This is a genomic window from Paenarthrobacter sp. Y-19, from assembly GCF_029223985.1.
Lineage (GTDB): Bacteria > Actinomycetota > Actinomycetes > Actinomycetales > Micrococcaceae > Arthrobacter > Arthrobacter nicotinovorans.
This window is the reverse complement of the sequence record NZ_CP119414.1, coordinates 552,313-566,496: the sequence shown is the minus strand read 5'-3', so window position 1 is coordinate 566,496 and position 14,184 is coordinate 552,313. Positions and strand designations below refer to the sequence as shown.

At 63.6% G+C, this 14,184-nt stretch carries 11 protein-coding genes; 9 read left to right on the top strand and 2 right to left on the bottom strand.

Annotated elements, in window-relative coordinates:
* Positions 1 to 129: 129 nt before the first annotated feature.
* The 5 genes from PYR64_RS02660 (at position 130) to PYR64_RS02640 (ending at position 6,798) form a co-directional block, all read left to right on the top strand.
* Positions 130 to 1,626: a trehalose-6-phosphate synthase gene (locus PYR64_RS02660; protein WP_064723542.1), complete on the top strand. Its 1,497-nt coding sequence runs from the start codon at positions 130 to 132 to the stop codon at positions 1,624 to 1,626.
* Positions 1,616 to 2,413, top strand: a complete 798-nt coding sequence (gene otsB / locus PYR64_RS02655; protein WP_079582569.1) for a trehalose-phosphatase — start codon at positions 1,616 to 1,618, stop codon at positions 2,411 to 2,413. The genes PYR64_RS02660 and otsB overlap by 11 nt, the downstream gene beginning before the upstream one ends.
* A 206-nt stretch (positions 2,414 to 2,619) precedes the next feature.
* Entirely contained in the window at positions 2,620 to 3,702 is a 1,083-nt protein-coding gene (ugpC, locus tag PYR64_RS02650; protein WP_275778192.1) for a sn-glycerol-3-phosphate ABC transporter ATP-binding protein UgpC, read from the top strand.
* A gap of 88 nt (positions 3,703 to 3,790) precedes the next feature.
* Complete coding sequence (locus PYR64_RS02645) at positions 3,791 to 5,386, top strand: beta-N-acetylhexosaminidase (RefSeq protein WP_275778190.1); 1,596 nt, start codon at positions 3,791 to 3,793, stop codon at positions 5,384 to 5,386.
* The gene (locus PYR64_RS02640) at positions 5,383 to 6,798 is read left to right on the top strand and encodes a DUF4032 domain-containing protein (RefSeq protein WP_018779875.1); all 1,416 of its coding nucleotides are present in this window, start codon (positions 5,383 to 5,385) and stop codon (positions 6,796 to 6,798) included. The genes PYR64_RS02645 and PYR64_RS02640 overlap by 4 nt, the downstream gene beginning before the upstream one ends.
* Before the next feature lie 63 nt (positions 6,799 to 6,861).
* Here the strand turns inward: PYR64_RS02640 and PYR64_RS02635 are convergent, their stop codons facing one another.
* Both PYR64_RS02635 and PYR64_RS02630 read right to left on the bottom strand, forming a co-directional pair.
* Positions 6,862 to 7,545, bottom strand: coding sequence for a GntR family transcriptional regulator (locus PYR64_RS02635; protein ID WP_275778188.1), 684 nt, complete (start codon positions 7,543 to 7,545; stop codon positions 6,862 to 6,864).
* Positions 7,546 to 7,597: 52 nt separating this feature from the next.
* Positions 7,598 to 9,064, bottom strand: a complete 1,467-nt coding sequence (locus tag PYR64_RS02630; protein ID WP_055974220.1) for a chlorohydrolase family protein — start codon at positions 9,062 to 9,064, stop codon at positions 7,598 to 7,600.
* 160 nt (positions 9,065 to 9,224) lie between these two features.
* Here PYR64_RS02630 and PYR64_RS02625 point away from each other — a divergent pair, with 160 nt between their 5' ends.
* From PYR64_RS02625 to PYR64_RS02610, 4 genes are all read left to right on the top strand, one after another.
* A complete protein-coding gene (locus PYR64_RS02625) occupies positions 9,225 to 10,259 on the top strand; it encodes an ABC transporter permease (RefSeq protein WP_209783734.1) in 1,035 nt (344 codons plus the stop codon).
* 65 nt (positions 10,260 to 10,324) lie between these two features.
* On the top strand, positions 10,325 to 12,049 hold the full coding sequence (locus tag PYR64_RS02620; RefSeq protein WP_275778185.1) for an ABC transporter substrate-binding protein: 1,725 nt from the start codon (positions 10,325 to 10,327) through the stop codon (positions 12,047 to 12,049).
* 81 nt (positions 12,050 to 12,130) lie between these two features.
* Positions 12,131 to 13,132, top strand: a complete 1,002-nt coding sequence (locus tag PYR64_RS02615; RefSeq protein ID WP_055974226.1) for an ABC transporter permease — start codon at positions 12,131 to 12,133, stop codon at positions 13,130 to 13,132.
* Positions 13,129 to 14,181, top strand: coding sequence for an ABC transporter ATP-binding protein (locus PYR64_RS02610; RefSeq protein WP_275778182.1), 1,053 nt, complete (start codon positions 13,129 to 13,131; stop codon positions 14,179 to 14,181). The genes PYR64_RS02615 and PYR64_RS02610 overlap by 4 nt, the downstream gene beginning before the upstream one ends.
* The last annotated feature ends 3 nt before the right edge of the window (positions 14,182 to 14,184 follow it).

Sequence of the window (14,184 nt, the reverse complement as noted above, 5' to 3'; positions counted from 1 at the left end):
GGACAGTTTACGGGAGCCAACTTGGAGCTCTACCGCGCACCCGTCCGCCCGGTAGTTGAACGATCAACCGCCGGGGAAGATTCCGCTAGTAGGCTGGGAGTTGAGTCACAGCAACCCCAGGGAGCATTGATGCAGGATTTGGCAAGCGAGAAACTCACAACCGAAGAGGGCGTACGGGCTTCTCCCGTCAAGAAGCCCACGGCAACCAAGTTCGATTTCATGGTGGTCTCCAACAGGTTGCCCGTCGATCGGATCAGCGACGACGGAGATGAGAAGGACGGCTGGCGCCGCTCGCCCGGCGGCCTGGTGACGGCGCTCGCGCCGATGATGACCAAGTCCGACGGCGCGTGGGTAGGTTGGCATGGCGCTCCGGATGAGACCGTGCGCCCGTTCAGCCATGAGGGCATGGACCTGATCCCCGTACAGTTGAGCAGCGATGACGTTGAACTCTTCTACGAGGGCTTCTCCAACGCGACCATCTGGCCGCTCTATCACGACGTCATCGCACCGCCGGAGTTCCACAGGACCTGGTGGGATTCGTACCGCAAGGTCAACAGGAAGTTCGCCGACGCCGTAGCCCGGCACGCAGCACAGGACGCCACTGTGTGGGTGCAGGACTACCAACTCCAACTGGTTCCGCGCCTGTTGCGGGAATCCCGGCCGGACCTCAAGATCGGCTTCTTCAACCACATTCCCTTCCCGCCGCCGGAGATCTTTGCCCAGCTGCCGTGGCGCCGCGAAATCATCGACGGCCTCCTTGGCGCTGACCTGCTGGGCTTCCAACGCCCCAGCGACGCCGGCAACTTCATGCGCTCCGCCCGCCGCTTCCTGGGCGCCAGCGTGAAGCAGCAGCAGGTTCATGTGAAGGGCCCGGACGGGGAAGTGACCCACATCGCCAGGGCGCAGGCGTTCCCCATCTCCATTGATGTGGACCAGATCCGCGAGCTCGCCGCCAGGCCGGACATCATTGAGCGGGCCCGGCAGATCCGCACGGACCTGGGCAACCCCAAGACCATCCTCTTGGGCGTGGACCGGCTCGACTACACCAAGGGCATCCGGCACAGGCTCAAGGCTTTTGAGGAACTCCTGGCGGACGGGCATATCAAGGTAGAGGACGCTACCCTTATCCAGGTGGCCAGCCCCAGCAGGGAGCGCGTGGAGCAGTACAGGCTTCTGCGCGAGGAAATCGAGGGCACCGTAGGCCACATCAACGGCACGTACGACACCATCCAGAACACGGCCGTGCGCTACCTGCACCACAGTTACCCGGTGGAAGAGATGGTGGCTCTGTATCTGGCTGCGGACGTCATGTTGGTGACGGCCTTGCGCGACGGCATGAACCTGGTGGCTAAGGAATACGTCACGGCCCGTTCCGAGGACGACGGCGCGCTGGTCCTCAGTGAGTTCGCCGGCGCAGCCGATCAGCTCAAGCAGGCCCTGCTGATCAACCCGCACGACATCGACGGCCTCAAGTCCACCATCCTGCGCGCCATCAATCTCTCCCCGAAGGAAGCACGCCGCCGCATGAAACTGATGCGCAAGCAGATCCTGGACCACGATGTCGATCATTGGTCGGCCGAGTTCCTGGCCGCATTGGAGGAGAAGGTGGTTCGTGATGACAGCTGAGAACCTGTCGCTGTCACCGGAACTTTTGGACGCCGTCCGTCGTATTTCCGGCACGGAGCACCTGCTGGTGGCATTGGACTTCGACGGAACCCTCTCGCCGATCGTCGACCGGGCCGAGGACGCGCGTCCCCTTCCGCGTTCGGCTGCAGCGCTTGCGAGCCTCGCCGAACTGCCACGCACGACGACGGCACTCATCTCCGGCAGGGCCCTGGACAGTCTGCGGCTGGTCGCCTCTCCGCCGGCCAACACGCTGCTGATAGGCAGCCACGGCGCCGAGGTGTGGCTAGGCGAAGGATCCCTGGGCCTGGAACTGGATGAGGACCAGCGGAAGAAACTGGCTGCCGTCCGTGAGGTGCTTGCCGAAATCGTGAACATCGCCCCCGGGACCGTCCTCGAAGACAAGCCTGCCGGGGTGGTCCTCCATACCCGGATGGCCGACGACGACGTGGCGGAGGACGCCGTCGAGGCCGCCACGCGGGTCCTGGGAGACTATCCGGGGGTGTACCTGAAGACGGGGAAGCGGGTGTTGGAAACCTCCGTGGTCCACGCTTCCAAGGGCGAAGCCGTGGAGTTCCTCCGCCAGGCGACAGGTGCCACGGCCATCCTGTTTGCCGGGGACGACGTCACGGATGAAGACGCCCTGGGCAGGCTCATGGGTGATGACGTCGGCATCAAGGTTGGCTTGGATTACACCCAGGCACAGTACCGGGTGGAGGCTCCCGTCCACGTGGCGGAGTTGCTGGAAGCGCTTTTGCGGGAGCGCCGACGGGTCACCGCGGAGGCCTGATATGTGAGCAGTTGCATATGTGATGTTCGTAACATTTAGGTAGTTAGTCAAAAAGTCTGACATACTCTTGGTTGTGATGTGACGCACAGTACCGTGCGGCGTTACACGATCCTCCCCGGCCTCAGGCCGGGGAGTTCAACTGAAGAAAATGAACCATTCACAACGGATCGTCCGGCACGTACCTGCCGGTGAAGGGATTGATAACTGTGGCTACAGTTACTTTTGATAACGCTACGCGTCTGTACCCGGGCACAGATAAGCCCGCCGTCGATAAGCTCAACATCGACATCGCCGATGGCGAATTCCTGGTCCTTGTTGGACCCTCCGGTTGCGGTAAGTCCACCTCCCTGCGCATGCTCGCAGGTCTTGAGGATGTGAACGCCGGCCGCATTCTGATCGGTGACCGCGACGTCACGGATGTTCCCCCGAAGGACCGCGACATCGCAATGGTCTTCCAGAACTACGCCCTGTACCCGCACATGACCGTTGCGGACAACATGGGCTTCGCACTGAAGATCGCCGGCGTTTCCAAGGAAGAGCGCGCAGAGCGTGTTCGCGAAGCCGCCAAGCTTCTTGACCTTGAGCAGTACCTGGACCGCAAGCCGAAGGCTCTCTCCGGTGGTCAGCGTCAGCGTGTTGCCATGGGACGCGCAATCGTCCGTAACCCGCAGGTCTTCCTCATGGATGAGCCGCTTTCCAACCTTGACGCCAAGCTCCGCGTCCAGACCCGTACTCAGATCGCATCCCTGACCCGCCGCCTCGGCGTCACCACGGTTTACGTGACGCACGACCAGGTCGAGGCCATGACCATGGGTGACCGCGTTGCAGTCCTGAAGGACGGCCTGCTCCAGCAGGTTGACACCCCGCGCAACCTGTACGACCGCCCGAAGAACGTCTTCGTTGCAGGCTTCATCGGCTCCCCGGCCATGAACCTGCTGGAACTGCCGGTCGTCGACGGCGGCGTCCAGTTCGGCGGAACGGTTTACGCCGTGCCGCGTGACGTTCTCCAGGAAGCCCACGGCCAGACCGTTACCGTTGGTTCCCGTCCGGAAGACCTCGAGACCGTCGGCAACGGCGAAGGCCTCCAGGTTGAGGTTGACGTGGTTGAAGAACTCGGTGCCGACGCTTACGTCTACGGCCACACCATCCTTGATGGCAAGAGCCACGACATCGTCGCACGCGTCGACGGCCGCCGCCCTCCGATGAAGGGCGAGTCCGTCTTCGTTCGTCCGCAGTCCGGCCACGTGCACCTGTTCGACACCAAGACGGGCCTGCGCCTGGGCGACTAATCGCGTCTGTACGTTCCGCATTGTGATGGCGGCCCGACCCTTCCGGTCGGGCCGTTATCACGTTAACCTTCTTCCCGGAAAGAACGGCATGAACACCACAGATCACCTGATTCCCCGGCCCTCCCACGTCGCACCCCAGGACGGCCCGGCTTTCACCCTCTCCCCCGGCGCCAGGATCGCGGCCGGCCATGCCGCCGCGCAGCCCGCTGAACAGTTAGCCGCGCTGCTCCGCACCGCCACCGGCTTTGCACTGCCGCTGGTTGAAGAACACCGCCCAGGAGATATCGCCCTGGAGTTGGTGGATTCGTTCGACGGCGGCCGTGAGGCTTACACACTGACCGTCGCCGAGGATGGCATCCGGCTTACCGCCTCCACCCCTGCCGGCCTGTTCAACGGACTGCAAACGCTCAGGCAGCTATTCCCCGCAGCGATCGAAGAAACCGACGCCGCCCAAAACCTCGACGCCGGCACCTGGGTGGTTCCCGCCGTCGAGATCCTCGACGCTCCGCGCTTTGCCTACCGCGGCCTCATGCTCGATGTTGCCCGCAACTTCCTCACGGTGGAGGAGGTCAAGGAGCAGATCGACGTCATGACGCAGTTCAAGTTCAATGCCCTTCACCTGCATCTGACCGACGACCAAGGCTGGCGGATCGAAATCCGCCAACCGGAAGAGAACCCGTCCGGCTTGGACTACAGCAAGCTGACCGACGTGGGCGGGCAGGGAGCGGTGGAAGTCGCCACGGCAGTTCCGCCCCGCGGCAAGTCCGGTTTCTACACCCAGCAGGATTTCAAGGAACTCCAGGCGTATGCCGCTGTCAGGAACGTCGTCGTCATTCCGGAGATCGACCTTCCCGGACACGTCAACGCCGCCCTCGCGGCCATTCCGCAGCTCAACCCGGACGGCGTCGCCAAGGACATGAGCACCACTGCCGACGTCGGCTGGTCAACGCTGGACGCCTCACTCCCGGCCACCTACGAGTTCGTAGCCGAGGTCCTGGGCCAGCTTGCCGCGATAACCGTTGGCCCCTACCTGCATATCGGTGGCGACGAAGCGTTGGTAACGGGGCACCGGAACTACCTCGACATGATGCAGGAATTTGCCCGCTTGGCTTCGCTGACCGGAAAGACCGTGGTGGGCTGGAACGAGTTTGCCGAGGCAGAGCTTCCGAACGGGGCCGTGATCCAGTACTGGTTCGGAGATCTGGAAGCGATTGTCCAGCAGGCTGATACCAGCACACCCACAGTGATCATGTCGCCGGCAGCCAACACCTATCTGGACCAGAAGTACTCCCCGGAGAGTCCTGTGGGCCTTGAATGGGTCAAGGGCGGCCCCTTCACCTGGGCCGAGTACTACAACTGGGACCCGGCCCAAGGCGGCCTGACGGACAAGCAGATCCTGGGTGTCGAAGGCCCCCTCTGGACCGAGACCGTCCGCAACAACCAACAAGCACAGTGGTTGCTCTACCCACGGGCCATCTCGCTGGCGGAAGTCGCCTGGACCGGCCAGGAGTTGCGCAACGCCGGTGACTTCCGACGTCGGCTGGGCGCCTTTGGTGAGCGCCTCACCAAGCAGGGCGTCGTCTTCCAGGAGGCCCCCGACGTCGAATGGTCAGCCCCGCCGCTGAACCCCTTCACGGACGCGGGTGCGTCCGCTTCCCCTGAGTACGGAACAATTGAGGCATGAGCGAGCAAAACGAAGCCCAGTGGCACGACGAACCCACCGACTACGGGCAGATCGGCAAGCTCCCGCGGACCGAGGCTGCCAGCGCGCAGGATGCCGCCCCTCCGGCAAGCGTCATCGGTTCGCTGAACATCACGGCGGCAACGGCAGATCCGGAGTTGCTGGATCTGCCCTGGCACATTGCGTTGGAGGATTGGCCGGCTGAGAACCTTGCCGCCCTTCCCCGCGGTATTTCCCGGCACATTGTCCGGTTCGCCCACTTGGGCGGTTCGGTGATCGCCATCAAGGAAACGTCGGAGCACGTGGCACGGCACGAGTACCACATGCTGCGCAAACTGGCGCGGCTGGATGTCCCCTGCGTGGAGCCGGTGGCCGTCATTACCGGCCGCACCACGGCGGATGGCCGGCCGCTCAATCCGGTGCTGGTGACCCGGCACCTGAAGTTCTCCATGCCTTACCGTGCCCTGTTTTCGCAGATGCTCCGCAAGGACACCCTGACCCGCCTTATTGATGCGCAGGCCCTCCTGCTGGTCCGCCTGCACCTGATCGGCTTCTACTGGGGCGACGTCTCGCTGTCCAACACGCTGTTCCGCCGTGACGCAGGTGCCTTTGCCGCCTATTTGGTGGACGCCGAAACGGGCGAGCTCTACCCGGACCTTTCCATGGGCCAGCGCGAATACGACCTTGAGATCGCCAGGGTGAACATCGCCGGTGAGCTCATGGACCTGCTGGACGGCGGCCTCATTGAGGAGAAGGTGGATCCTGTAGCCACCAGTGAGCTGATCATGGGCAGCTACCGCCGGTTGTGGACTGAACTGACCGAGAAGGAATCCTTCGAACTGGGCGAGCGCTGGCGCGTGGGTGCACGCATCCGGCGCCTCAACGAGCTCGGCTTCGACGTGGAAGAGTACGCCATCAAGACGACGGCGGACGGCTCCACCATCCAGCTCCAGCCCAAGGTGGTGGACGCCGGGCACCACCAGCGCCGGCTGCTGCGCCTGACCGGTTTGGACGCCCAGGAGAACCAGGCCCGCAGGCTCCTGAACGACATGGACCAGTTCCGGGCCGACAACAACCCTGACCTGGACGAGGAAATCAGCGCGCACATCTGGGTCAGCCAGATCTTCGAGCCCATTGTCCGCTCCATCCCACGCCATCTGGCGGGAAAGCTGGAGCCGGCTGAGGTTGTTCACGAGGTCCTGGAACACCGCTGGTACATGAGCCAGAAACAGGACAGGTACGTGCCGTTGGCTGAAACCGTGCAGTCCTACCTGGACACTGTGCTGCAGCACCGCCGTGACGAGGCGGCCATCATGTTGAACCCGGACACGGAACTGCTCAAGATCCTTGAGGTCGAGGTGGAGGAGTCAGGCCGGTACGACGACGAGGACGAGTACCCGGACGCCGACGACTAATGGAGTTTTTGTACAGCTAACACCCCTAAGACGGCTCCTAAAGGGCGTTATCTGGACAAAAACTCAGGGTTCCAGGGTTTCCGCGAGCCCGTTCAGCACGGGCTCGCGGCCCAGCTCGATGTGCGAGTACGCCAGTGAATACGCCAGGTCCGGCTTGCCCTTGAGGATCGCGTTGCAGAGTTCCGTATGCTCGTCGCGTTGGAGTTCGTTGCTGCGGTTGTGCGTGAGCCCGAAAATCCAGCGCATCCGCCCAAACAGCGGCTTCACGGATTCGATGAGGAGCCTGTTCCCTGACAGGCGCACGATCTCGGCGTGAAGCTCTGCGCTGATCACGGCGACATCCTCGGTCCGGTCCTCGTCGATGGCGGCGTTGGAGGCCTCCATGAGTTCCTCCAACCGGCCGCCGTCGCTGCCCTCGGCCACCCGGGTGGCGGCCATCCTCGCGGCGAAGGTTTCCAAGCACAGGCGGATATCAAAGAGCTCATTGACGTCCGTGAGAGTCAGCTGGCGGACCACCGCCCCGCGGCGCGGGAAGGTCTCCACGAAGCCGTCCTGCTCCAGGCGCTGGATGGCCTCACGGACCGGGATGCGGGAGACGCTGTAAATCTCCGAGAGTTCGCGTTCGCGCAGCCGCACGCCTTGGGCGTACTTGCCCGTGACAATGCCCTCCAGTACCAATTGGTAGACGTTCTCTGCGCGGGCCTCGTCATCGCGGCCATTCCCGGTTTCCGGCATCGCCTCAGCCACTGTGGAACTTCCCTTCATCACTGCGTACGCTGCCGCCGCCGGACGGCGCCGGTCAGCGTTCCAACCGAGCATACACGGGCGGAAACAGCTCATCGGCCGGGCGGTTCCCAAAGTCACGGCTGCTGTAGGCTCCACGCATCCTGTCGAATAATTCCTGCCCCTTGGACCGCCAAAAGGCCAGGTCAACGCCTTCGATCGTCCCGTCAACCATGATGGTCCGGCCTGCCACGACGGACAGCACGGCCTGGCGGGCTGTGCCGTTGAGAAGGAGGGTCCGCAGCGGGTCGTCGTGGACGCCGTCACGGATGTCTTCCAAGGAGAACGCCACCAGGTCAGCCTGGGCGCCGGGCTCAAGCCGGCCCAGGTCCGGGCGCCTCAAGGCGTGGGCACCGCCCAGCGTGGCGGCGTCGAAGTATCCGGCGACGTCTCCGGCGTCGTTGCTTCCGGCGAGGATTTTGGCGAGCTGCACGCCGGCATCGATGCCCCGGATGAGATCGGGCGGGAACGAGTCCGTGCCCAGCGAAATGTTGATGCCCGCGCTCTTGTAGGCGTTGAAGGAGTCCAGTGTGCTGCCGTAACGCATGGAGGTGAGGGGGCAGTGGATGATGCTGGCGCCGCTGTCCGCCAACTGCGCGAGGTCGCCGCGATCCTCGCCATGGACGGCAGGGTTCCTGTCCGTGTAGGTGGCGTGCGGGATCAGGAGCCGCTCGTTGAGGAGGCCTACCTGGTCGAGGAGTTCCAGTGGCGTTACGCCGTGCCAGTCCTGGATGAGTTGTCGCTCCACGAGCCCTTGCAGGGAGTGCAGGCGCACCAGCACGTCCCGCTCGCTGGAAGCTGCGGCAGTGGCTTTGAGCAATTCGATGTCCAGCGTCTCAATGCGGCACGGGAGCAGGACTCCGTTGACCAAGGGATCGTTGAGCTCGTTCGCGTGGTCAATGAAGCGCAAGGCGTCGGCAAGACCCTCACGGCCGCGGTCGTCGTCGAACATGACTGAACGGCTGCCATCGTCCAACACGACGTTCACGCCCGAGCGGTAGGCCGGACCGAGGTAGCCGCGCAGGCCCAGCCGCCGGCTGGTCTCCGCCATGCCCGCCAGCTCCTCGAACGATTCCGCCCATTCGGAGTGCACTTCGGAGGCGATGGGCATGTAGGTGGTGATGCCGTGCAGGACGAGTTGGATCAGGGCGTACTCACGGATCTGCTGGCGTTCCCCGGCCGTGAAGACATCGGTGCGGCGGTTACGGAAATAGTCCTCGGACCACTGGTGGCCTTTGGCCTGCTCAGCGCCGGCCCAGCTGTCCAGGATGAGGTGATCGATGTCGGTCAGGGCATCGAGATCGATCAGGCCGGGCATGAGCAGCGCATCCCCCATGTGCCGTTCCTCGTCCACAGGACCGGTGAAGTCATGGCCCACGAAGTCGATGGTGTGGCCGCTGTAGACCACGCACGCGTTTTCCAGCAGCACGTGATGTCCGTTGTGGTGGCCCAGCACGTAGCGGGCGGTGACCTTTGTGCGCACGTCGTCTCCTGTTTCCTGTCCCGTCCGGACAACTCGTATTACTCTCTGGTATTCCAAACAGTACATTATTTGTGATTTACATCGCATGAATCCTGCTCTAGTCTATTTTGGTATACAAGAACTCCGGAGCAAGCTCCTGATCACGAAACGAGCAGAACCGTTGACCCAGATACAGTCCGTCGAACCAAGTACCGGCAGTCCGCCGCTGCCTCCGGCAACGACGCCGGAAGGCAAAGTGGCGGCACCTGCCGAAGCCCGCTCACTGCTCGCCACCGCATGGATGCGGATCCGACGCAGCAAGGTGGCACTTCTTAGCCTGTGCGTCGTGGTGGCAATCCTGTTGTTCGCCATCCTTGCCCCTGTGCTCAGCGCCATGTCCGGCAACGATCCCTACACGTCCAACACCAGCCCCGAAGTCCTGGACGACTTCCAAACACCCGGGCTGCCCCTCCCAGGGTTCATGTACCCCTCGGCGCAGCATTGGTTGGGTGTGGAGCCCGGACTGGGCCGGGACCTCTTCGCGCGGCTTGCCTACGGCGGCCAGGTCTCCCTGACCATTGCGCTGCTTTCCACTGCAGTCTCCGTGGTCCTCGGCACGGTCCTTGGCGCAGCCGCCGGCTACTTCGGCGGCAAGACAGACGCCATCATCAGCCGGATCATGGACCTGTTCCTCGCGTTCCCGCACCTGCTCCTGGTGCTCTCGCTGACGCCCATCCTGCAGTCACGGCTCCGCGATACCCCGCTGGGCGAAGGCAGCTTCCTGCCCATGGCCTCGCTGGTGATCATCCTGGGCTTCTTCGGCTGGGCCTACCTTGCACGCATCGTCCGCGGCCAGGTGCTGAGCCTCCGCGAGCGCGAATTCGTGGAAGCCGCCCGGTCCTTCGGTGCCTCCCACCTCAGCGTCCTCTTCCGGCAGATCATCCCCAACGTCATGGGAGTCGTCCTCGTGTACGCCACCATGCTGATCCCCACCAACATCTCCGCCGAAGCGGCACTGTCCTTCCTCGGCGTCGGTGTCAAGGACCCCACACCGTCGTGGGGCCAGATGCTCAACGCCGCCCAGTCCGGCAACTGGTACCTCAGCGACCCGTGGTTCCTGGCTGTACCGGGCATCATGCTCATCGTCACCGTGCTGGCCTTCAACCTCCTGGGCGACGCCGTCCGGGATGCGCTGGATCCCAAGTCCTCCCGCTGACAAAGAACCCCGCCGACAAATTCCGCACCATTCCCCGCATCGCCCCATCCTCTACAAGGAGCATCATGAAAACCCCCGCAAGAGCCCTTGCTCTTTCCGTGCTGATTGCCGTGGCAGCCACCGGCTGCGGCGCCGGCCAGAACCAGCCGGGCAACTCCAAGCCCGCAGAGTCCGTCACCGAACTGGCCCCCAATGTGGTCAAGTCCGGCTTCACTTCCAAGGGCGGAAACCTCAACGTCCTGATGTCCTCCGATTTCCAGACCCTGGACCCGGGCAACAGCAACTACGTCCAGACGGCCAACGTCGGCCAGCTGTATTACCGCACGCTCACCATGGCCAAGGAAACAGCGGGCCAACCGCCAACGGTCGTCCCGGACCTCGCCACGGACACGGGCAAGGTCTCCGATGACGGCCTCAGCTGGACGTTCACCCTCAAGGACGGCGTGAAGTTCGAGGACGGAACACCCATCACCTCCGCCGACATCAAGTACGGAGTGGAACGCACCCTCGCCCAGGATGTCTTCACCCAGGCGCCGCAGGAGTTGAATGCAGCGCTCGACGCCGGCGGGTACAAGGGTCCGTACAAGGATCCTGCCGCTGTGCTTCAGGCTGTTGAAACGCCCGACGAGCGCACCGTGGTCTTCCACTTGAAGAAGCCCTTCGCCGAGTTCCCGGCCTTGGCGTCGCGCTCCAACACGGCTCCGGTCCCCAAAGCCAAGGACACCAAGCTGGACTACACCAACCACCCCGTTTCCTCGGGCCCGTACATGGTGGAGTCCTACAACCGCGGCAAGTCCCTCAAGCTGGTCCGCAATCCGCACTGGGATCCGGCAACCGACCCCAACCGCTCCGCCCTCCCGGACACCTTCAGCTTCTCGCTGTCCACGTCCCAGGCCACCATCAGCCAGCAGTTGCTTGCCGACTCGGACCCCAACGCCATCACGCTCGACTCCAACGGCGCGCTCCAAACCTCCGACTCCGCAAAGCTGGCAGATGCCAAGGTCAAGGACCGCGTAGCTTCGGGCCTGCTGGGCTGCAACGACGTCCTGAGCCTGAACACCCAGAAGATCAAGGACCCGGACGTCCGCAAGGCGATCGCCTTGGCCCTGGACCGCCAGTCCATCCTGGTGCAGTACGGAGGACGCCGCTTCGGCGAGATCACCCAGAGCCCGCTGAACGCCAAGATGCGCGGCTATGTGGAAACGGAGCTGGAACTCGACCCCACCGGCAAGCCCAAGCTCGAGGAAGCCAAGAAGCTCCTGGAAGGCAAGGACTACCCCAAGACCCTGACGTACGGCTACGCCAACAACCGGGACGCCTTCAAGAACACCGGCACGGTGGTCCAGCAGAACCTCAAGGCCCTGGGCATCGACGTGGAACTGGTTCCGATTCCCGCCCCGAACTACTACTCGGTCCTCGCCAGCGAACAGCTCCCGGACATGGGCCGCTCCGGCTGGTGCGGTGGCGCCGACCCGGCATCGGTCCGCACCTCCGCCGACCCTCTGTTGGGACCGAACAATGAGGGCACCAGCTATGGCTTCTCCAACACCTCCCGTTACTTCGACCCCGTTGTGTCCAAGGCCATGTTCGATCTGCGCAACACGGACGGCACCTCCGAGGAACTTGGCAAGAAGTGGGCAGAGGCCTTCGGTTCTGCCTTGAAGACCTACCCGATCGTCCCGCTCATCCGCAGCCACACGAACAGCGTGGTCGGTTCGAATGTCCGCAATGCCCAGGTGGGCTACTTCTTCGGCGGCATCGACCTCTCCATCGTCGGCGTCGAGCAGTAACCGGGCTTTGATAACCATTCGGGCATAGTCCAGAAGGAGAAGCGGGCCGCCTGCCCCGGCGGGCGGCCCGCAACCACCACCATGATGACTTTCATTCTTCGCCGGACCGGATCGCTGGTCCTGCTGCTTGCCGCCGTCAGTTTCATTACGTTCACGCTCTTCCAGCTCGGTCCGTCTGATCCCGCCGCCGCAGCCTGCGGCCAGGAGTGCACTCCCGAACGCGTGGCTGAAGCCCGCGTAGCCCTGGGCATGGACCAGCCATTCCTTATCCAGTACATCGACTACATCCGCGGCTTCTTCTCCTCGCGCATGATCGGCGCTCCGGGAGCCCAGACGCTTTGCGAATGGCCCTGCCTCGGCAAGTCGTTCCAAACCAATGAGAACGTTGCCGACATCATCGGCCGCTCGCTCCCCTACACCTTCTCCATGGCCATCGGCGCGCTGGTCCTGTGGACCATCACCGGCGTCGGACTGGGTCTGCTGGCCGCCCTCCGCAAAGGAACGCCGGTGGACAAGTTCATCGTGGGTGCTGCCTCAGTGGGGGTCTCGCTGCCCATCCCGGTCACCGGCTTGTTTCTGCTGCTCCTGTTCGTCAACCAGCTGCATCTTCTGCCGTTCACCACCAACGAAATCAACAGTCCCTTCGGACCACAGGGTCCGGGGGCCTGGGTGGCGAACTACCTGTTGCCGTGGATCGCCTTGGCTGTCCTGTTCAGCGCCTCCTATATCCGCGTCACCCGAACCAACATGATTGAAACCTTTGGCGAGGACTTCATCAGGACCGCCCGTGCGAAAGGCCTGGCACCCCGGACGGTCACGTTCAAGCACGGCGTCCGTGCGGGCATCACCCCGGTTGTCACCATGCTCGGAATGGACATCGGCCTCCTTCTCGGCGGCGCGGTCCTCACTGAACAGATCTTCTCCGTCCCGGGCCTGGGCTTCACGGCAGTGCATGCGGCCATCTCCGGCGACCTTCCAGTCACCATGGCCATCACCATGCTGGCCGCGTTCTTCGTCATCGTTGCGAACGTCGCCGTGGACCTCGCCTACGCCGCCATCGATCCCCGAGTGAGGCTCCAATGACCCAGCTTCAGACCAACACCGCGAGCGCTACTGCCGGAAGTACAGCAACCGCTGCTTTCCTTGAAGTCCACGGCCTCACAGTGAAGTTCCCTACGGATGACGGCGTTGTCTCCGCAGTGAACGGCATGGACTTCGCCCTGGAACGTGGCGAGACCCTGGGCATCGTGGGTGAATCCGGATCCGGAAAGTCCGTCACCAGCCAGGCCTTGATGGGCCTGCTCAAAGGCACCTCCGCGCAGGTGACCGGGCAGGCCATGTTCCAAGGCAAGAACCTGGTGACGCTGCCCGAGTCCGCCATGCGCAAGCTCCGCGGCCGCAACATCGGAATGATCTTCCAGGATCCACTGTCGGCACTGCACCCCTTCTACACTGTGGGCCACCAGATTGCCGAGGCCTACCTGGTCCACAACAAGGCGAGCAAAAAGCAGGCCCGGGCAGCCGCCGTCGACATGCTGGGAAGGGTGGGTATCCCCAGCCCGGAGCAGCGCTTCGACGAGTACCCGCACCACTTCTCCGGTGGAATGCGTCAGCGCGCCATGATCGCGATGGCGCTGATCTGCGAGCCGGAGCTGCTGATTGCCGACGAACCCACCACCGCCCTGGACGTGACTGTCCAGGCGCAGATCCTGGACCTCATGTCAGAGCTCCAGGAGGAAACGAACTCTGCGCTGATCCTCATCACGCACGACCTCGGCGTAGTGGCCGAGGTCTGCGACAACGTGCTGGTCATGTACGGCGGCCAGTGCGTCGAGTCCGGGCCGGTGGACGACATCTTCTACGACACCCGGCATCCCTATACCCTGGGCCTGCTCAACTCCATGCCCACGCTGAACAGCGCCGCAGGCCGGCTGAATCCGATACCCGGCCAGCCGCCGTCGCTCCTTGACCTGCCCAAGGGGTGCATCTTCAGCGCACGGTGTCAGTACGCCGAACTCGTCGGCGACGGCGTCTGCGCCAAGCAGCGCCCGGAGCTGACAATCGACGACGGCCACGGCCAACGCTGCCACTTGAGCGGCCCGCAGATCATCACCATCCGGAATTCGCGTTAGGAC